Origin of the sequence: Pantoea sp. M_10 (assembly GCF_008631515.1) — a bacterium.
Lineage (GTDB): Bacteria > Pseudomonadota > Gammaproteobacteria > Enterobacterales > Enterobacteriaceae > Pantoea > Pantoea anthophila.
This window is the reverse complement of the sequence record NZ_VWUL01000005.1, coordinates 130,858-149,061: the sequence shown is the minus strand read 5'-3', so window position 1 is coordinate 149,061 and position 18,204 is coordinate 130,858. Positions and strand designations below refer to the sequence as shown.

General features: G+C 57.8%; 18 protein-coding genes and 1 other RNA gene. 12 read left to right on the top strand and 7 right to left on the bottom strand.

The features are described 5' to 3' along the window. Positions 1-58: 58 nt before the first annotated feature. From F3I47_RS15510 to zapA, 3 genes are all read right to left on the bottom strand, one after another. Positions 59-667, bottom strand: coding sequence for a 5-formyltetrahydrofolate cyclo-ligase (locus tag F3I47_RS15510; protein WP_140924980.1), 609 nt, complete (start codon positions 665-667; stop codon positions 59-61). Positions 668-744: 77 nt separating this feature from the next. Further along, a non-coding RNA gene (gene ssrS, locus F3I47_RS15505) (6S RNA) lies at positions 745-928 on the bottom strand. Positions 929-967: 39 nt separating this feature from the next. Next, entirely contained in the window at positions 968-1,297 is a 330-nt protein-coding gene (gene zapA, locus F3I47_RS15500) for a cell division protein ZapA (RefSeq protein WP_009087102.1), read from the bottom strand. A 170-nt stretch (positions 1,298-1,467) separates the two neighbouring features. Here zapA and F3I47_RS15495 point away from each other — a divergent pair, with 170 nt between their 5' ends. The 8 genes from F3I47_RS15495 (at position 1,468) to F3I47_RS15460 (ending at position 11,514) form a co-directional block, all read left to right on the top strand. After that, on the top strand, positions 1,468-2,046 hold the full coding sequence (locus tag F3I47_RS15495; protein WP_009087101.1) for a YecA family protein: 579 nt from the start codon (positions 1,468-1,470) through the stop codon (positions 2,044-2,046). A 54-nt stretch (positions 2,047-2,100) separates the two neighbouring features. Continuing rightward, positions 2,101-3,423 carry a Xaa-Pro aminopeptidase gene (gene pepP, locus F3I47_RS15490; protein WP_084690459.1) on the top strand — a complete coding sequence of 441 codons (1,323 nt, stop codon included), beginning with the start codon at positions 2,101-2,103 and terminating at the stop codon, positions 3,421-3,423. Continuing rightward, positions 3,420-4,598, top strand: a complete 1,179-nt coding sequence (ubiH, locus tag F3I47_RS15485; RefSeq protein ID WP_150030160.1) for a 2-octaprenyl-6-methoxyphenyl hydroxylase — start codon at positions 3,420-3,422, stop codon at positions 4,596-4,598. Before pepP ends, ubiH begins: the two co-directional genes overlap by 4 nt. Positions 4,599-4,611: 13 nt before the next feature. Then, the gene (gene ubiI / locus F3I47_RS15480) at positions 4,612-5,814 is read left to right on the top strand and encodes an FAD-dependent 2-octaprenylphenol hydroxylase (RefSeq protein WP_058958034.1); all 1,203 of its coding nucleotides are present in this window, start codon (positions 4,612-4,614) and stop codon (positions 5,812-5,814) included. Between the two features lie 432 nt (positions 5,815-6,246). Then, entirely contained in the window at positions 6,247-7,344 is a 1,098-nt protein-coding gene (gcvT, locus tag F3I47_RS15475; protein ID WP_058958033.1) for a glycine cleavage system aminomethyltransferase GcvT, read from the top strand. A gap of 23 nt (positions 7,345-7,367) precedes the next feature. Then, positions 7,368-7,754, top strand: a complete 387-nt coding sequence (gene gcvH / locus F3I47_RS15470) for a glycine cleavage system protein GcvH (RefSeq protein ID WP_009087090.1) — start codon at positions 7,368-7,370, stop codon at positions 7,752-7,754. Positions 7,755-7,833: 79 nt separating this feature from the next. Further along, positions 7,834-10,707, top strand: coding sequence for an aminomethyl-transferring glycine dehydrogenase (gcvP, locus tag F3I47_RS15465; RefSeq protein WP_150030161.1), 2,874 nt, complete (start codon positions 7,834-7,836; stop codon positions 10,705-10,707). A 63-nt stretch (positions 10,708-10,770) separates the two neighbouring features. Then, positions 10,771-11,514: an SDR family oxidoreductase gene (locus F3I47_RS15460; protein ID WP_058958030.1), complete on the top strand. Its 744-nt coding sequence runs from the start codon at positions 10,771-10,773 to the stop codon at positions 11,512-11,514. 24 nt (positions 11,515-11,538) lie between these two features. Here F3I47_RS15460 and F3I47_RS15455 read toward each other — a convergent pair whose 3' ends face one another. Together F3I47_RS15455 and F3I47_RS15450 are read right to left on the bottom strand one after the other, a co-directional pair. After that, on the bottom strand, positions 11,539-12,978 hold the full coding sequence (locus F3I47_RS15455) for a 6-phospho-beta-glucosidase (RefSeq protein ID WP_111208370.1): 1,440 nt from the start codon (positions 12,976-12,978) through the stop codon (positions 11,539-11,541). 115 nt (positions 12,979-13,093) lie between these two features. Beyond that, the gene (locus F3I47_RS15450; RefSeq protein ID WP_009087083.1) at positions 13,094-13,813 is read right to left on the bottom strand and encodes a MurR/RpiR family transcriptional regulator; all 720 of its coding nucleotides are present in this window, start codon (positions 13,811-13,813) and stop codon (positions 13,094-13,096) included. Between the two features lie 168 nt (positions 13,814-13,981). Between F3I47_RS15450 and F3I47_RS15445 the strand changes: the two genes are divergently transcribed. After that, the gene (locus tag F3I47_RS15445) at positions 13,982-14,647 is read left to right on the top strand and encodes a hemolysin III family protein (RefSeq protein ID WP_140029505.1); all 666 of its coding nucleotides are present in this window, start codon (positions 13,982-13,984) and stop codon (positions 14,645-14,647) included. Positions 14,648-14,694: 47 nt separating this feature from the next. Here F3I47_RS15445 and ygfZ read toward each other — a convergent pair whose 3' ends face one another. After that, positions 14,695-15,681, bottom strand: coding sequence for a tRNA-modifying protein YgfZ (gene ygfZ / locus F3I47_RS15440; RefSeq protein WP_150030162.1), 987 nt, complete (start codon positions 15,679-15,681; stop codon positions 14,695-14,697). 226 nt (positions 15,682-15,907) lie between these two features. Between ygfZ and sdhE the strand changes: the two genes are divergently transcribed. Continuing rightward, on the top strand, positions 15,908-16,174 hold the full coding sequence (gene sdhE / locus F3I47_RS15435) for an FAD assembly factor SdhE (protein ID WP_009087078.1): 267 nt from the start codon (positions 15,908-15,910) through the stop codon (positions 16,172-16,174). Then, entirely contained in the window at positions 16,149-16,559 is a 411-nt protein-coding gene (locus F3I47_RS15430) for a protein YgfX (protein WP_009087076.1), read from the top strand. Before sdhE ends, F3I47_RS15430 begins: the two co-directional genes overlap by 26 nt. 110 nt (positions 16,560-16,669) lie before the next feature. Here the strand turns inward: F3I47_RS15430 and fldB are convergent, their stop codons facing one another. Next, positions 16,670-17,188, bottom strand: a complete 519-nt coding sequence (gene fldB / locus F3I47_RS15425; RefSeq protein ID WP_046102492.1) for a flavodoxin FldB — start codon at positions 17,186-17,188, stop codon at positions 16,670-16,672. Positions 17,189-17,290: 102 nt separating this feature from the next. Here fldB and xerD point away from each other — a divergent pair, with 102 nt between their 5' ends. Beyond that, entirely contained in the window at positions 17,291-18,184 is an 894-nt protein-coding gene (xerD, locus tag F3I47_RS15420) for a site-specific tyrosine recombinase XerD (protein ID WP_009087070.1), read from the top strand. The last annotated feature ends 20 nt before the right edge of the window (positions 18,185-18,204 follow it).

Below are 18,204 nucleotides of genomic sequence, written 5' to 3'. Positions count from 1 at the left end.
GACAGATGCGCCCGGACAGAGGTTTAAGCCGTCTGAAAGTGTCGTAACACCACTTCCTCTACTCCCACTGCCACAGCTTTGACGGCGTCATTACGGCCGGCAAAGGCACATCCCATTCTGCCACCGGCAGGCTGTCAACCTGCTGACAATCGTGGGCCAGACCCACGGGCAAAAAGCCGTGCTGCCGCCAGTTCTGCAGCGTGCGATCGTAGAAGCCTCCGCCCATCCCCAGACGCTGACCGGCGTGATCAAACGCCACCAGCGGCACCATCATCAGATCCAGCTGATCCAGGGTGATCAATTGCCGGATATCCAGCGGCGGTTCGGGAATACGCAGCTTATTGGTCTGCAAGGGGGTATCGGGCGAATAGCGCAGAAACAGTAAATTACCGGGAGAGAAGGGGTGCAAAACCGGCAGACAGACCGTTTTTTTCAGATGCCACAACCGGGCAATCAGCGGACGGGTGTTGAGCTCCCCATCCACCGACAGAAACAGGGCAATATTTTGTGCGGCAGTGAGCGGGGCGTAGTTCAGAGCCAGCTCCGCAAGCTGTTCGGCCGCCTGGGCCTGCTGCTCGTCCGTCAGCGCCCGGCGCAGATGACGCACCTGCTGGCGAATTTCCTGACGCTGTAACATGGAAGGTGCAGAGATGGAAGGTTCAGACATGATTTCCCCGCCGGATAAGTCGCTGTTCAGCGACTATAACATGTCGGTCGGGGGAAAAAAGCAGGAGTGCTGAAAGGGAGATCTCCGAGATGCCGCCGTAGGCTGTAACCCTTGAACCCTTGGTTCAAGGTGAACATGCCGTCGTAACCATCAGGCTTCTCGGACGGACCGAGCATGCACACAGGTTACAGAGCGTCACATTCTGTTTTTTCGAAATATCGGCTCAGGGGACTGGCCCACTTGCAAACATCTCAGAGAAAATTTACCTCACCGTTACTGTAGCACAGCAACCATGAAGTTTTATTCGAACTTCGCATCCTGGCGGTCGGTTATGCGACCCTGCTCAACTAACGCCTGCTCAATCGTCTGCTGCAGCATACGGATACGCTGTTCCATATTAGCAGCATAATCGCGCGTTTTCACTTTCTCTTGCGCCAGCTCATGGCAGACGTTTAACGCGGCGATGAACACCAGTTGCTCTGTATTTGTGACTCTAGTGCGAACTTTTAAATCTTGCAACCGCTGATTGAGATCGTCAGCCGCACTATTGAGCGCATCTTGCTGCTCTGGCGGACAATTCACTCTTAACGAACGACCAAAAATTTGTAAATCTACCGGTTGTGCAGACATGCCACCTTCCTGACTGATTACTTCGCTCGCAACTCCCTTAGCAGTCAATGGCTTGGGAGGCGGGCAACTATATAGACCCACGAAATAAGATACAACCCCTTTTCTGGAAACCTTGAGGCAGCTAGTGGTAGCATAACACGAACTTATTCTGCCAACGACGATGAAAACTTATGTCCTTACAGAACGCAACCCCCGATTACAACGCGCTTGCGGCGGTGCTCTCACAGCAGGGTGTTGGAATGACGCCCGCAGAAATGCACGGCCTGCTGAGTGGGATCCTCTGCGGCGGTAACCAGGACACCAGCTGGAAGACGCTGGTCCACGATCTGGCTAACGAAGGCATGGCGTTTTCTCACTCTCTCGCAGTGCCACTGACAGAACTGCACGCGCACACGGCGACCACGCTGGAAGATGAAGGCTTTCTGTTTCAGCTGCTGCTGCCCGCTGATGATGACATCACCGTCTTTGACCGTGCCGATGCGCTGGCGGGCTGGGTGAACCATTTTCTGCTCGGCCTGGGCGTAACACAGCCTAAACTGGATAAGGTCACCGGTGAAACCGGCGAAGCCATTGATGACCTGCGCACCATCGCTCAGCTCGGTTATGAAGAGGATGAAGACCAGGAGGAGCTGGAGCAGTCGCTGGAAGAGGTGATTGAGTATGTGCGCGTGGCAGCCCTGCTGTGTCATGACACCTTTACCCGCCCACAGCCCACTGCGCCAGAAGTGCAAAAGCCGACGCTGCATTAAGTCAGGCGTTTCAGGTCAACGAGTTTAACCGGTCAGTTTACAGGGAGTGCAGAGATGATTTCACTGGAACGATTCCTGCAGCGCCGTCAGGCGCTGTTAGCGAAGATGGCGCCAGGCAGCGCCGCGTTAATTTTTGCTGCGCCTGAAGTGACGCGCAGTAATGACACCGAGTATCCGTTTCGTCAGAGCAGCGATTTCAGCTATTTCACCGGTTTTAACGAGCCGCAGGCGCTGCTGGTCCTGATCAAAAGCGATGAGAATCACAACCACAGCGTGCTGTTTAACCGCGTGCGTGACCTCACGGCAGAGATCTGGTCTGGCCGTCGGCTGGGTCAGGAGGCGGCTCCTGCGAAACTGGGCGTGGATCGCGCCTTGCCCTGGGACGACATTGGCGAACAGCTGCACCTGCTGCTCAACGGCCTGGATGTGATCTACCACGCACAGGGTGACTACAGCCATGCCGATGCCCTGGTATTCAGCGCCCTGGAAAAACTGCGTCGTGGGTTCCGCCAGAACCTCAGCGCGCCTGCCACCCTGACCGACTGGCGTCCCTGGGTGCATGAGATGCGCCTGTTCAAGGATGCGGATGAAATCGAGCTGATGCGTCGCGCCGGGAAGATCAGTGCCCTGGCCCATACGCGTGCCATGCTGGCCTGCCAGCCAGGCATGTTTGAGTATCAGCTGGAGGGAGAGATTCATCACGAATTTGCCCGTCATGGCGCGCGCTTCCCGGCCTACAACACCATTGTCGGTGCCGGAGAAAACGGCTGCATTCTGCACTACACCGAAAATGAAAGTGAAATGCGCGACGGCGATCTGGTGCTGATCGATGCCGGCTGCGAGTTCCACGGCTATGCCGGGGATATCACCCGCACCTTCCCGGTTAACGGCAAATTCAGCCCGGCGCAGCGCGCGATTTATGACATCGTTCTGGCTTCACTGAACCGGGCGCTGGAGATGTTCCGGCCTGGCATCAGCATTCGCGAAGTCAACGATGAAGTCGTACGCATTATGATCACCGGCCTGGTTGAGCTGGGCATTCTCGACGGTGACGTCGATACGCTGATTGCCGAAGAGGCGCATCGTCAGTTCTACATGCATGGTCTGGGCCACTGGCTGGGGCTGGATGTTCACGATGTTGGCCACTACGGCACGCCGAGCCGCGACCGGATACTGGAGCCGGGCATGGTGTTAACGGTTGAACCGGGCCTCTACATCGCACCGGATGCGGATGTCCCTGTGGCGTATCGCGGCATCGGTATCCGTATCGAAGATGACATCGTGATCACCGAAGAGGGCATTGAAAATCTCACCGACAGCGTCGTGAAAGAGGCCGATGAGATTGAGGCGCTGATGGCGGCGGCTAAACAGGCATGACGATTCTGATTGCCGGTGGCGGCATGACCGGGGCGACGCTGGCGCTGGCGATCTCCCATCTCACTCAGGGCAAACTGCCGGTGACGCTGATCGAGCGCAGCGAGCCTGCCAGCCGGGCGCACCCCGGCTTTGATGGCCGGGCGATTGCGCTCTCAGCCGGCACCTGCCAGCAGCTGGCGGCGATTAACCTCTGGCAGCGCATCGCCAGCTGTGCCACGCCGATTACTGATATCCATGTCTCCGACCGCGGCCACGCAGGCTTTGTCTCGATGGCGGCGGCTGACTATGAGATTCCGGCGCTGGGGCAGGTTGTCGAGCTGTTTGACGTCGGTCAGCGGCTGTTTGCTGAACTGAAAAAAGCGCCGGGCGTGACGTTGCGCTGTCCGGCTCGTGTGACTCAGGCAACCCGCAGTGATGAGCAGGTTGAGGTGACGCTGGACAACGGCGAGCAACTCAGCGGAAAAGTGCTGGTGGCGGCAGATGGCACACGCTCTGCACTGGCGGCATCCTGTGGCATCCAGTGGCAGACTGAGGCGTATCAGCAGCTGGCGGTTATCGCCAACGTCTCCACCGCGCTGCCTCATCAGGGCCGGGCATTTGAACGTTTCACCGAGCATGGCCCGCTGGCGCTGTTGCCGATGTCCGGGAACCGTCTGTCGCTGGTCTGGTGCCATCCGGCGTCGCAGCGCGAAAAAATAGTGCAGTGGAGTGATGCTGAATTCCTCAGCGAGTTGCAGCGCGCCTTTGGCTGGCGGCTGGGGAGATTCACCCACACCGGTCAGCGCGAATGCTACCCGCTGGCGCTGCACCAGGCGGTGCAGACGGTAACGCATCGCGTGGCGGTGGTGGGCAATGCGGCACAGACGCTGCATCCGATTGCCGGGCAGGGCTTTAACCTGGGCCTGCGCGACGTGATGTCGCTGGCGGAAACGCTGGCCGCTGCCCATCGGCAACAGCAGGACCCCGGCAGCTATGCGGTCCTGAATCACTATCAGCAACGCCGGCAGTCGGACCGTGCCGCCACCATTGGCATCACAGACGGGCTGGTTCGCGTCTTTGCCAATCGTTACGCCCCGCTGGTGGCAGGACGTAACCTGGGCCTGCTGGCGATGGACCATCTGCCGTGGCTACGAAATCAACTGGCTGAGCGCACGCTTGGCTGGGTTAAGCGTTAATAAAGAGGCTCAGATGCAAACTTTTGATGTGGTGATTGCCGGTGGCGGAATGGTGGGGCTGGCTGTCGCCTGCGGCTTGCAGGGCAGTGGACTGCGCATCGCCGTACTGGAAAAATCGCCGGAGCCGCCCCTGGCGCTGAGCGCGTCACCCTCCGTCCGTGTTTCGGCAATTAATGCCGCCAGTGAGCGTCTGCTGCAGAAGCTGGATGTCTGGTCAACCATCCTTTCCCTGCGCGCCAGCCCCTATCACGGTATGGAAGTGTGGGAGAAGGACAGTTTTGGAGCCATCGCGTTTGATGATGAGCAGCAGGGCCTGTCGCATCTTGGCCATATCATCGAGAATCCGGTGATCCAGAGCGCGCTCTGGCAACGCGCCAGCACCTGCAGTGACGTCACGCTGATGGCGCCTTCGCAGTTGCAGCAGGTGGCATTTGGTGACAACGAAGCCTTTATCACGCTGCAGGATGGCAGCATGCTAAGCGCGCGCTTAATGATTGCTGCTGATGGCGCAAACTCCTGGCTGCGCAACAAAGCGGATATTCCACTGACCTTCTGGGATTACGACCACCATGCGTTGGTGGCTAACGTTCGCACCGAACAACCTCACGACGCGGTGGCGCGTCAGGTGTTCCACGGCGACGGCATACTGGCGTTCCTGCCGATGCAGGACCCACACCTCAGCTCTATCGTCTGGTCGCTGTCGCCTCAGGAAGCCAGCCGCCTGGAAACCATGCCGGACGCGCTGTTCAACCAGCAGCTCTCCGTGGCGTTTGATATGCGCCTCGGCCTCTGCCAGTTGGAAAGCGAGCGCAAAACGTTTCCGCTGGTGGCACGCTACGCCCGCAACTTCGCGGCGCACCGTCTGGCGCTGGTCGGGGATGCGGCTCACACCATCCATCCGCTGGCAGGACAGGGGGTTAACCTGGGCTTCATGGACGCCGCAGAGCTGATCGGTGAGATCCGGCGTCTCCATCAGCAGGGCAAAGATATCGGTCAGCACCTCTATCTGCGCCGCTATGAGCGCAGCCGTAAACACAGCGCCGCCATGATGCTGGCTGGCATGCAGGGCTTCCGCGAAATGTTTGCAGGCAACAACCCGGCGAAAAAACTGCTGCGTGATGTTGGTCTGAAGCTGGCGGACCGTTTACCGGGCGTCAAACCGATGATGCTGAAACAGGCGATGGGCCTGACCGATTTGCCCGCCTGGCTTCGCTAAATCTGCCCCTCTGCTAAGCCAGCTTCTGCTGGCTTTTTTATCTCTCAACCCCCTTCTGCACCACAAAAAGGCAACGCTGCACCAGCAGGGTTCCTCGTTTGATTTATTCTAATTTTGCGTGAGATTTCGCATTACTTTTTTTTATCCGGAAGCGCGATTAAGGCGGGATCTTTTTAACAACCTGGACGTCGTGCCTCATAAATTTGCTGCGTATATTTAAATAGCCTGCATTTATTGCGCGATTAATCACAAAAATGCAGTTTATTATCCTGTTGCCTCCAATTCCTGGTTAGTCTGTGCCTCTGCTTTCGACCCCGATTTGCTTATGGTTAATCGCCAGATTCGGTGGTAACGTCAGCCTCAGGAGAACGTTTGCGTCGGCACAGTATGACGGCGCGCTTTTGTACTCATTCGCTTCTGCACAGGATGGTTATGACTCAGCAAACACCTCTGTTTGAACAGCATCAGGCCTGCGGTGCCCGCATGGTGGACTTTCATGGCTGGATGATGCCTTTACACTACGGCTCCCAGATGGATGAACATCATGTCGTGCGCAGTGACGCCGGCATGTTTGATGTCTCCCACATGACCATTGTCGATCTGACCGGTCCGCGTACCCGCGAGTTTCTGCGCTACCTGCTGGCGAACGATGTGGCAAAACTGACCCAGCCCGGCAAGGCGCTCTACACTGGGATGCTCAATGCCTCGGGTGGCGTCATTGACGATTTAATTGTTTACTTTATGAGCGAGACGTTCTTCCGGCTGGTCGTGAACTCCGCGACCCGTGAGAAAGATCTCGCCTGGATAGCACAGCACGCGCAGCACTACGGCATTACGCTGACCGAACGCGATGATCTGGCGCTAATTGCCGTGCAGGGTCCGCAGGCACAGCAGAAAGCGCAGACGCTGTTCAGCGAAGAGCAGCGTCAGGCCGTCGCAGGGATGAAGCCCTTTTTCGGCGTGCAGGCGGGCGATCTGTTTATCGCTACAACGGGTTACACCGGCGAAGCGGGATATGAGATTGCGCTGCCCGCAGGCGAGGCGGCGGGGTTCTGGCAGCGCCTGCTGGCTGCAGGGGTGAAACCGGCCGGACTGGGCGCGCGCGACACCCTGCGTCTGGAAGCGGGGATGAACCTCTATGGTCAGGAGATGGATGAAGGTGTCTCACCGCTGGCCGCCAACATGGGCTGGACCGTCTGCTGGGAGCCAGCAGACCGCGATTTCATCGGCCGGGAAGCCCTGGAGCTACAGCGTGAACGCGGAACGGAAAAGCTGGTGGGACTGATCATGACGGAAAAAGGGGTGCTGCGTCACGGGCAGCCGGTGCGTTTCACGGATGAGCAGGGACAGCAGCAGGAAGGGATCATTACCAGCGGTTCTTTCTCACCGACCCTGGGTTGCAGCATCGCCCTGGCGCGCGTCCCCGCTTCCGTCGGCAGCGCCGCCATCGTTGAGATCCGTAACCGCCAGATGCCGGTACAGGTCACCCGTCCCATTTTTGTCCGCGCCGGTAAGCCGGTCGCTCAGTAAATTTTATTCAGGAGAAATGGCCAATGAGCAATGTGCCGAATACGTTGAAATACCGCGACAGCCACGAATGGGTGCGCAAAGAAGAGGATGGCAGCTACACCGTGGGCATTACCGAACATGCGCAGGAGCTACTGGGCGACATGGTGTTTGTCGATCTGCCGGAAGTGGGCGCGACGTTCGCAGCCGGTGAAGAGTGTGCGGTAGCGGAATCCGTTAAAGCGGCTTCAGATATTTATGCGCCCCTCAGCGGTGAAATTGTGGCGGTCAACGACGCGCTGACCGACTCACCGGAGCAGGTTAACAGCGAGCCTTATGCCGGCGGCTGGTTATTCAAAATGAAAGCCAGCGACGCGTCCGAACTTGACTCGCTGCTGGATGCGGATGCCTATAAAGCCTCCATCGACGAGTAATCGTCAGGCGGCCTCCTGCAGAGGCCGCTGACTTCTGTTTGATCCCCGGTTCCCCAGCCCGATTCAGGATTTACTGCTAATGACTCAGACTCTCAGCCAGCTTGAACACAACGGTGCCTTTATTGAGCGCCATATCGGTCCTTCACCTGAGCAGCAGGCGCAGATGCTTGACGCGATTGGTGCCCGTTCGCTGGACGCGTTAATCGGCACCATTGTGCCTGCCGACATTCAACTGCCAGGCCCGCCTGCGGTAGGCGAAGCCGCCACTGAACAGCAGGCGCTCGCGGAACTGAAAGCCATCGCCAGCCAGAATCTGCGTTACAAATCCTGGATCGGCATGGGATACAGTGCGGTGATCACCCCGCCGGTGATCCTGCGTAACATGCTGGAGAATCCCGGCTGGTACACCGCTTACACCCCTTATCAGCCTGAGGTGTCGCAGGGCCGTCTGGAAGCACTGCTGAACTTCCAGCAGCTGACGCTGGATCTCACCGGCATGGATATCGCCTCCGCCTCACTGCTGGATGAAGCGACCGCCGCCGCCGAAGCGATGGCGATGGCAAAACGCATCAGCAAGCTCAAAAACGCGAATAAATTTTTCATTGCCGATGATATTCATCCGCAGACGCTGGATGTGGTGCGAACCCGTGCAGAAACGTTCGGCTTTGAACTGATTATCGACCGTGCAGAGAAAGCGCCTGAGCATGACGATCTGTTTGGCGTGCTGCTGCAACAGGTGGGCACCACCGGTGAAGCGCACGACTACCGCGCTCTGATTGCCGCACTTAAAGCGCGCAAAGTGGTCGTCAGCGTGGCCGCCGACTTTATGTCGTTAGTCCTGCTGGAAGCGCCAGGTAAGCAGGGCGCGGACATCGTGTTTGGTTCGGCTCAGCGCTTCGGCGTGCCTATGGGTTACGGCGGGCCTCACGCGGCGTTCTTCGCCAGCCGTGATGAGCATAAACGCTCTATGCCGGGCCGCATCATTGGTGTCTCGCGCGATGCCGCAGGCAACACGGCGCTGCGCATGGCGATGCAGACCCGCGAGCAGCATATCCGCCGCGAAAAGGCCAACTCCAACATCTGTACTTCACAGGTGCTGCTGGCCAACATTGCCGGTCTCTACGCGGTGTTCCACGGCCCGGCCGGACTTAAACGTATCGCCTCACGCATTCACCGCTTCACCACGATTCTGGCAGCCGGCCTGCAGCAGGGCGGCCTGACGCTGCGCCATCAGCACTGGTTCGATACGCTAACGGTCGAGGTGGCGGATAAAGCCGCCGTGCTGAACCGCGCCCTGAGCTTTGGCGTTAACCTGCGCAGCGATATTCACAACGCGGTCGGTATCACGCTGGATGAAACCACCTGCCGCGAAGATATTCTGACGCTGTTCGCTATTCTGCTGGGTGACGATCAGCGTCCGGACCTGGACAAACTCGACGGCGAAGTCGCCAGCGAAGGCCACGCTATTCCAGCCGGCCTGCTGCGCCAGAGCGACATTCTGACTCATCCGGTCTTCAACCGTCATCACAGCGAAACTGAGATGATGCGCTACATGCACAGCCTGGAGAAAAAAGATCTGGCGCTGAACCAGGCGATGATCCCGCTCGGCTCCTGCACGATGAAGCTCAATGCCGCGGCGGAGATGATCCCGATCACCTGGCCGGAGTTTGCTGAGCTGCATCCTTTCTGCCCGGCTGAACAGGCCGCCGGTTATCTGCAGATGATCGGTCAGCTTTCACAATGGCTGGTGCAACTCACCGGCTATGATGCGCTCTGTATGCAGCCTAACTCCGGGGCGCAGGGGGAGTACGCCGGACTGCTGGCGATCCGCCGCTATCATGAAAGTCGCGGCGAGGGGGATCGCCATCTCTGCCTGATCCCCAGCTCGGCCCACGGCACTAACCCGGCCTCTGCTCAGATGGCGGGTATGGATGTGGTGGTGGTGGCCTGTGATAAACAGGGCAACATCGATCTGGGTGACCTGCGCGAAAAAGCCGCTCAGGCAGGTGATAAACTCTCCTGCATCATGGTGACTTATCCCTCTACCCATGGCGTCTACGAAGAGACCATCCGCGAAGTGTGCCAGATTGTTCATCAGTATGGCGGTCAGGTCTACCTGGATGGCGCAAACATGAATGCGCAGGTCGGCATCACCACGCCGGGATATATCGGCGCGGATGTGTCGCATCTCAATCTGCACAAAACCTTCTGCATCCCGCACGGCGGTGGCGGTCCGGGTATGGGACCGATTGGCGTCAAGGCGCATCTGGCTCCGTTTGTGCCGGGTCACAGCGTGGTGCAGATTGACGGTGTGCTGACGCAGCAGGGCGCGGTTTCCGCTGCACCGTTTGGCAGCGCCTCCATCCTGCCTATCAGCTGGATGTACATTCGTATGATGGGAGCCGAGGGGCTGAAACAGGCCAGCTCGGTCGCTATCCTCAATGCTAACTACATCGCCAGCCGCCTGCAGTCCGCCTATCCGGTACTCTATACCGGCCGCGACGGCCGCGTGGCGCACGAATGTATTCTCGACATTCGTCCGCTGAAAGAGCAGACCGGCATCAGCGAGCTGGATATTGCCAAGCGCCTGATCGATTACGGCTTCCACGCGCCGACCATGTCCTTCCCGGTCGCGGGCACCCTGATGGTGGAGCCAACCGAGTCGGAGAGCAAAATCGAACTGGATCGCTTTATTGATGCGATGCTGGCGATCCGCATCGAGATTGACCGGGTGGCGGACGGTGAATGGCCGCTGGACGACAACCCGCTGGTGAATGCACCGCACACCCAGCTGGAAATTGTCGGTGAGTGGTCTCACCCTTACAGCCGTGAACTGGCGGTCTTTCCGGCGGGCAGCCACAACAAGTACTGGCCGACGGTTAAGCGTCTTGACGATGTCTTTGGCGACCGCAATCTGTTCTGCTCCTGCGTACCGATCAGCGACTATCAGTAAATCGCGGCAGCAGAATCTCATCCCCAGGGGCCGGTTTCCGGCCCTTTTTTATGGAGAAACAGTATGAAACTGGCACTGGTTACGGGAGGCAGCCGCGGCATCGGACGGGCAACGTCGCGGCTGCTGGCCGCTCGCGGTTATCGGGTCGCGGTGAACTATCGCCAGCGCGAGGCAGAAGCGCAGGAGGTGGTCAGCCAAATCCGGCAGCAGGGCGGGGAAGCCTTTGCGATTCAGGCTGATATCGCGGATGAAGAGGCGGTGAAGGCGATGTTTGCGCAGCTCGATCAGCAGGCGGAACCGCTGGCGCTGCTGGTGAACAACGCCGGTATTCTGTTTCAGCAGTGCCGCACCGAACAGCTGGATGCGGCGCGTCTGCAAAAGGTGTTTGCCACCAATGTTATCGGCACCTTTCTCTGCTGCCGGGAGGCGGTTAAGCGGATGGGTACCCATCATGGCGGCCAGGGCGGGGCGATCGTGAACGTTTCATCGGCGGCGTCACGCACCGGTGCACCGGGCGAATATGTCGATTACGCCGCTTCAAAAGGGGCGATGGATACCCTGACCAGAGGATTGTCGCTGGAAGTGGCGCAGCAGGGCATCCGGGTAAACGGTGTCCGGCCGGGCTTCATCTATACAGAGATGCATGCCGACGGCGGCGAGCCGGGCAGAGTAGACCGGCTTGCCAGTGCGATTCCGATGGGACGAGGGGGAGAAGCGGAGGAAATTGCGGAAGCGATCGTCTGGCTGGCCAGTGAAGCGGCCTCATACGTGACCGGCAGCATCATTGACGCTGCCGGTGGGCGCTGAGGCGTTTCGCGGCGGCGGGGCGCGTCAGAGGTTTTCGCCATTGCTGGCGATAACCTGCTGATACCAGCCGAAGCTCTTCTTCTTCGCACGGGAAAAGTCACCGCTGCCATCATCGTTTTTATTCACATGAATAAAGCCGTAACGCTTGTCGTACTGTCCGGTGGTGAACGAGACGCAGTCCAGGCAGCCCCACGGGGTGTAGCCCATTAACTCGACGCCATCATAGCTGACGGCTTTCTTCATCTCTTCAATGTGTGCGCGCAGATAGTCGATGCGGTAATCATCGTCAATCTTCCCGTCGGCACCCGGCTTATCGATCGCGCCAAAGCCATTTTCCACAATAAACAGCGGCTTCTGATAACGTTCATAAAGGTCGTTCAGGGCATAGCGCAGGCCAACCGGGTCGATCTGCCAGCCCCAGTCGGAGGCTTTCACATGCGGGTTTTTCACTACGCCTTCAAAGCCGGTAATCGGATCGTCAACGCCGCTGGCATCGGTCTTCACGGCGTTGCTCATGTAGTAGCTGAAGCCAACGTAGTCTGCGCAGCCCTGACGCAGCGTTTCGGCATCGTCAGCGTCCATCTGAATGTCATACCCTTTGCGCGCCCACTCTTTCAGGGTATAGGCCGGATAGTATCCGCGCATCTGCACATCACTGAACACATAGCGCTGATGCATCGCTTCCTGCGCCAGGGCCACATCATCCGGATGGCAGGAGAACGGGTAGACCGGCACCATGGCGATCATGCAGCCAATCTGAAAGTCCGGATTGATGTCGTGTCCGAGTTTCACCACTTTTGCGCTGGCAACAAACTGATGGTGCATCACCTGATACATCGCCTCTTCAGGCTTCTCATGTTCAGTGAAGATCACCCCTGAGCAGCAGTATCCGAACAGCGGATAGCGCCAGTTGCGCTGGTTGTTGATCTCGTTAAAGGTCATCCAGTATTTCACTTTGTTTTTATAGCGCTTCAGCACCACTTCACTGAAGCGCACAAAGAAGTCGACCACTTTACGGTTATGCCAGCCGCCATACTCTTTAACCAGGTGATAAGGCATTTCGAAGTGAGAGAGGGTGATGACGGGTTCAATGCCATACTTCAGCAGTTCATCAAACAGGTCGTCATAGAATTGCAGGCCCGCTTCGTTGGGCTGCTGCTCATCCCCGTTCGGGAAGATGCGGGTCCAGGCAATGGAGGTGCGGAAACATCTGAAGCCCATCTCAGCAAACAGCGCGACATCCTCTTTATAGTGAGAGTAGAACTCCACGCCCTGATGGTTCGGATAGAAATGGCCGGGCTGCACGCCATCGGTAATGACCCGATCAACACCATGTGAACCGCCGGTCAGCACGTCTGCAATGCTGACTCCTTTGCCGCCCTGATCCCAGCCGCCTTCAACCTGATGCGCTGCCACCGCGCCACCCCAGAGAAAATCTTTGGGTAACTGCAATTCTGCACTCATGTTTCACTCCGTTCCGGATAAAGAAATTGCGATGAGTGTAGCAAGGCAATAATGAAAGTCACGATATAACACCGCGCGAGAAATGGCGTTTGTTACCTGTGAAAAACAGGCTGTTTTATTTTCGCAGCTGGCGGCCGATCGCCTCAATAATATAGGTTACCGGAACCTGTGTCGTAATATCCGTGTTGTCAGCCAGACGAATAATCGGCACATGGTAGCAGAGGGTAAAATCGCCGATTTTCGCCAGCGAGCTGCTCTCCGTATTCGTTATCGCAATGATTCTGCACTTGTTCAGGCTGAACTGGCTGGCAATACGCAGGATCTCTTCGGTTTCACCGGAGACGGATAAAATAATCGCAATCGCGTTCTGATAGAGGTCGGGACTGATCGGATAATAGGGATCATCAATTGCGTGACTGAATTTACCGAGGTTAGAGAAAAAGCGGGCGCCATATTTCGCCAGGCTGCCTGATGTGCCGACGCCAATAAAGAAAACCTGCTCAGCCTGAGCAATTTTCTGTGCGGCCTGAGCGATGAGCTGTTCAAACGCCGGGTTGTTAATGCTGTTAAAGAAACTCAGCATCTCGCTCACCCCGGCGGTATTCAGCTGAGGCGTATGCTGCTGTTCGGCTAAGCGCAGACGAATGCGAAATTCTGACCAGCCTTCACAGTGCATCTTACGGCAGAAGCGCAGCACGGTGGTCGTGGAGACTCCCGCCTGCTCAGCCAGTTCGCGGATGGTCATATAACTGACGCCTTCACGATGTTTAATGATGAACTGATAGACCTGCATTTCCAGATCGTTAAGACGGGCGAGATCGCGGTGCGAAAACATGGATGACTCGTTGAACGGTTGACCTGAGGTCAGTTTATCAGATTCAGCAGCCGGTTTAACGGTTACAGAATTTCATAAGATAATTTTAGCGTACAGGTGTACACTGAAATCGTTATCAACCCGGCTGGAGAATATTATCACTGCGATTACGCTGTTCAGGACACACTTATGACCCCCACACTTTCTCACAAACCACGACCCGCAGCGGACGACTGGTTCGGCGAAGAAATTGCCAACAGTATCAGTCATGGTCTGGGCTGTCTGTCAGGCATCGCTGGCCTGGTGCTGATGCTTCATCAGGCCATCGAACGCCAGGCGGATACCCTGACCTTTGTCAGCTACAGCCTTTATGGCGGCAGTATGATCCTGCTGTTTCTGGCTTCGACGCTCTATCACGCCATTCCCGATGGCCCGGTCCGGCCCTGGCTGAAAACGTTTGACCACTGCGCGATCTATCTGCTGATCGCCGGAACCTACACGCCGTTTCTGCTGGTGGGACTCAGGACGCCGCTGGCGTATGGATTAATGGCGGTAATCTGGGGGCTGGCGCTGGCCGGTATTCTGTTTAAGCTTACCATTGCCCATCGCTTTAAAGTGCTGTCGCTGGTGACCTATCTCTGTATGGGGTGGCTGTCGCTGATCGTGGTTTATCAGCTGGCCATGATTATGCCGCCAGCCTGTATCTGGCTGCTGGCAGCAGGCGGGATAATCTACTCGCTGGGGGTGATTTTCTATGTGGCACGCCGCATTCCCTACAATCATGCCATCTGGCATGGATTCGTACTGGGCGGCTCACTCTGTCATTTCTGCGCCATCTACTTCTATGTACGCTGACGCTTCGCGAATGTGGCCCTGACGTGACGTCAGGGCCAGAAGGTGACTCAGCTCTCATCCAGCGAATAGGGCAGGGGCTGCACCGTCAGATGGCCACCTTCATCGCCTTCAACCCGCAGCACGCTGTCCGGCTCCAGATCGTTGTTCAGCACCACCTGAATCCAGCTGGTGCCATCATCCAGCTGCACAGCCGCCAGCACGCTGCCGGTACGACGCCAGCGCTCACCCATCTGCAGCTCCAGCGGCGCGTTGGCTTCAGGCAGATGGCTTGCCTTACCCGCCAGCCAGTAAAGGGCGCGTTTGTTAGCACCGCGATATTTCGCCCGGGCCACCATCTCCTGTCCGGCATAGCACCCTTTTTTAAAGCTGATGGCATCCAGCGCCTGTAGGTTGGTGGCCTGCGGAATAAACTGCACGCTGGTGGCGGGAACGATAACCGGAATACCGGCTTCGATATCCAGCGCCAGCCACTGCTGGCTGTCGTTGAACTGTGCATCCTCGCTGAGTTTCTGCTTCAGCACGTCGGCCTGGGCCGGTGATGTCACAATCAGAAAACGTTCGGCCGGATGCGCAAACCACAGCAGGGTAGTTTCACCCTGATGCACCACTGGCTTCTCGCTGTCAGGCAACGCCTCAAACAGGTTAGCCAGGGCAGCACGCGCCTGGAAACCAGCCACACCCAGCAGAAGTGCTTCATCGTCGGGCGTCATCGTGACTTTTGAAAACACCGCATATTTCTTCAGCTCGGCCAGCTGGGCGTCGCGCAGCTCGCGCCGGATCAGGTAGGCATACCCTTCACCGCGATGAAACAGACGCAGATTGCTCCACATTTTGCCTTTGGCGTCGCAGTGCGCGGCGGGGGAGTGATGATTGGCATCCAGCGCCGCGACATCCAGCGTTAACTGACCCTGCAGGTAGGCAGTGCTGTCCGCACCGGTAATCGAAACCAGTGCCCAGCTGTCCAGTGACATCAGGGTTAACGGCAGACGGGACGACGCGGCAGGCTGGCGCGGCGGTAAAGTAAAAGTGGGCATGGAGATATCCTGTGTAAGAAGGTTCATCCGGAACAATGTCTTCAATGTTAAAAGAGCCGCCTGGCAATGCAACCTGTTTACGGAAAACGGCGCACAAAAGGCGTGATAGCCCTGCAAAGAGGCCGCCTGAAATGTGGCAGGTTACACAGCATGCGACGCAGCGCCTGCGAGCCGTAGTAAACCAGGTTACACTAAGCGCCACGTTGTGAACTGTGGAAACTGATGCATGGATATTAATGATAAATCACGTATTCAGTGGGCCTGCCGTCGCGGCATGCTGGAACTGGATGTGGCGATTATGCCGTTCTTCAAATTTGAGTATGACACGCTGAGCGACACCGATAAGCAGGTCTTTGTCGCGCTGCTGAAGAGTGACGATCCCGATCTGTTCAACTGGCTGATGAATCACGGCGAGCCAAAGGATCCTGAGCTTAAGCGGATGGTCAATCTCATCCAGCAGCGCAACCATGAGCGCGGCCCGGTGGCAATGTAAGCTGCGGCCCTCCCGGCTGGCGTGCGGGGTGCTGTGCGTCTGGCTGGTGGCTGCCATCTCGGGCGTGCTGCTGATGGCGCTGCCCGTGGGTGGGGAGCTGATGCGGAGCGGAATGATCCTGCTGTTGCTGGCGGAGGGCGGTCGTGTCTGCCGGCGGCTGAGGCTGCGGCGCGGGACGCTGGAGCGGGAAAGTGTCCATTGCTGGATCTGGCAGGGAAAACGCTGGCGTCCCACTCAGCCACTGCGCTGGTTACCAGCGGGCGTGCTGCTGGTGGCGAAGAGCGAAGAGGGTGACAGGCTGCGCTGGTGGCTGATGCAGGACGCTATGCAGCCTGACGAATGGCGGGCGTTGCGCGCCTGCTGCTTCAGCAGGGCGCGACATTAACGGCGAAGAGACATAAGCGCGCATGTCGACTGACCCGCGGCCGGTCAGGTTCTGCCAGGCATTCCGCGCCGTCTCCGTATGTGGCTGGCGGCCGCAACGGCTGAAAAGGGTTACAGCAGTCCGGCAGTCTCGGTTAACACCTGTTCGCACCACTGCTCAACGCGCTCATCCGTCACTTCAAACTGATTCACATCATCCAGCGCCAGGCCGACAAACTGTGTGCCATCGGCAGTGAGCGGTCGGGGACTGGTGAACTCATAGCCCTCCAGCGGCCAGTAGCCTACGAAACGTACCCCCATCGGCTGCAGCAGATCGTGCAGCATGCCGAGCGCATCCAGAAACCATTCACCGTAGCCAATCTGATCGCCCATGCCATACAGCGCCACAATCTTATTCTGCAGATTCAGCGCGGGCAGCTGCGTCCAGATCGCCTCCCAGTCCTCCTGCAACTCACCAAAATCCCAGGTGGGGATGCCCATGATCAGCAAATCGTACTGCTCCATCAGGCGTGGGTCATCATCCTTAACGTTATGCAGCGTGACCAGCTCGTCGCCGATGAAATCGCGAATTTTCTCCGCCACGATTTCGGTGTAACAGGTACTGGAACCGTAAAACAGACCGATTTTCATGCAGATAACACTCTGTAAATACTGACTTTGGCGCAATTGTACCAGAAGCGCTGCTGAATCAGGCATAATGAGCATGATTTTACACCAGACGGCGGAGATAACGTGCAGGACAGCGAACTGACAGAACAGTTTCTTGATGCGCTCTGGATTGAGCGCAATCTGGCGCAGAACACGCTCTCCTCCTATCGCCAGGATCTCCAGACGCTGACCGGCTGGCTGGCGCATCATCAGCTGACGCTGCTCAGCGTGACGCCAGCCGATCTGCAGCAGTTTCTGGCTGAACGGCTGGAAGGAGGCTACAAGGCGACCAGCTCAGCGCGGCTGCTCAGCGCCATGCGTCGCCTGTTCCAGTATCTGTACCGTGAAAAAGTGCGCCCCGACGATCCCAGTGCGCTGCTCTCGGCACCCAAACTGCCACAGCGACTGCCGAAAGATCTCACTGAGGCGCAGGTCGAGCGGCTGTTGCAGGCACCCAATACCGATATCCCACTGGAGCTGCGCGATAAGGCGATGCTGGAGCTGCTCTATGCCACCGGCCTGCGCGTCTCCGAACTGACGGGGCTGACGCTCAGCGACATCAGCCTGCGTCAGGGCGTCGTCCGGGTAATCGGTAAAGGTGATAAAGAGCGGCTGGTGCCATTAGGTGAAGAAGCGGTTTACTGGCTGGAGCAATATATGGAACATGGTCGCCCGTGGCTGCTTAATGGTCAGACGCTGGACGTAATGTTTCCCAGTAATCGGGCGCAGCAGATGACGCGGCAGACCTTCTGGCATCGGATTAAGCATTACGCCACGCTGGCGGGCATCGACGCCGAAAAGTTATCACCCCATGTGATGCGCCATGCCTTTGCCACGCATCTGCTGAACCACGGCGCCGATTTACGTGTCGTACAGATGTTGCTGGGGCATAGCGATCTCTCCACCACGCAAATTTATACGCATGTCGCCACCGAGCGCCTGCGTCAGTTGCATCAACAACACCATCCGCGAGCCTGAACCGCGGCCATAAGGACAAC

Bases quoted from the DNA above. Each gene is read 5' to 3' on its own strand.
- F3I47_RS15510 (WP_140924980.1), bottom strand. From the start codon at position 667: ATGTCTGAACCTTCCATCTCTGCACCTTCCATGTTACAGCGTCAGGAA.
- zapA (WP_009087102.1), bottom strand. From the start codon at position 1,297: ATGTCTGCACAACCGGTAGATTTACAAATTTTTGGTCGTTCGTTAAGA.
- F3I47_RS15495 (WP_009087101.1), top strand. From the start codon at position 1,468: ATGTCCTTACAGAACGCAACCCCCGATTACAACGCGCTTGCGGCGGTG.
- pepP (WP_084690459.1), top strand. From the start codon at position 2,101: ATGATTTCACTGGAACGATTCCTGCAGCGCCGTCAGGCGCTGTTAGCG.
- ubiH (WP_150030160.1), top strand. From the start codon at position 3,420: ATGACGATTCTGATTGCCGGTGGCGGCATGACCGGGGCGACGCTGGCG.
- ubiI (WP_058958034.1), top strand. From the start codon at position 4,612: ATGCAAACTTTTGATGTGGTGATTGCCGGTGGCGGAATGGTGGGGCTG.
- gcvT (WP_058958033.1), top strand. From the start codon at position 6,247: ATGACTCAGCAAACACCTCTGTTTGAACAGCATCAGGCCTGCGGTGCC.
- gcvH (WP_009087090.1), top strand. From the start codon at position 7,368: ATGAGCAATGTGCCGAATACGTTGAAATACCGCGACAGCCACGAATGG.
- gcvP (WP_150030161.1), top strand. From the start codon at position 7,834: ATGACTCAGACTCTCAGCCAGCTTGAACACAACGGTGCCTTTATTGAG.
- F3I47_RS15460 (WP_058958030.1), top strand. From the start codon at position 10,771: ATGAAACTGGCACTGGTTACGGGAGGCAGCCGCGGCATCGGACGGGCA.
- F3I47_RS15455 (WP_111208370.1), bottom strand. From the start codon at position 12,978: ATGAGTGCAGAATTGCAGTTACCCAAAGATTTTCTCTGGGGTGGCGCG.
- F3I47_RS15450 (WP_009087083.1), bottom strand. From the start codon at position 13,813: ATGTTTTCGCACCGCGATCTCGCCCGTCTTAACGATCTGGAAATGCAG.
- F3I47_RS15445 (WP_140029505.1), top strand. From the start codon at position 13,982: ATGACCCCCACACTTTCTCACAAACCACGACCCGCAGCGGACGACTGG.
- ygfZ (WP_150030162.1), bottom strand. From the start codon at position 15,681: ATGCCCACTTTTACTTTACCGCCGCGCCAGCCTGCCGCGTCGTCCCGT.
- sdhE (WP_009087078.1), top strand. From the start codon at position 15,908: ATGGATATTAATGATAAATCACGTATTCAGTGGGCCTGCCGTCGCGGC.
- F3I47_RS15430 (WP_009087076.1), top strand. From the start codon at position 16,149: ATGAGCGCGGCCCGGTGGCAATGTAAGCTGCGGCCCTCCCGGCTGGCG.
- fldB (WP_046102492.1), bottom strand. From the start codon at position 17,188: ATGAAAATCGGTCTGTTTTACGGTTCCAGTACCTGTTACACCGAAATC.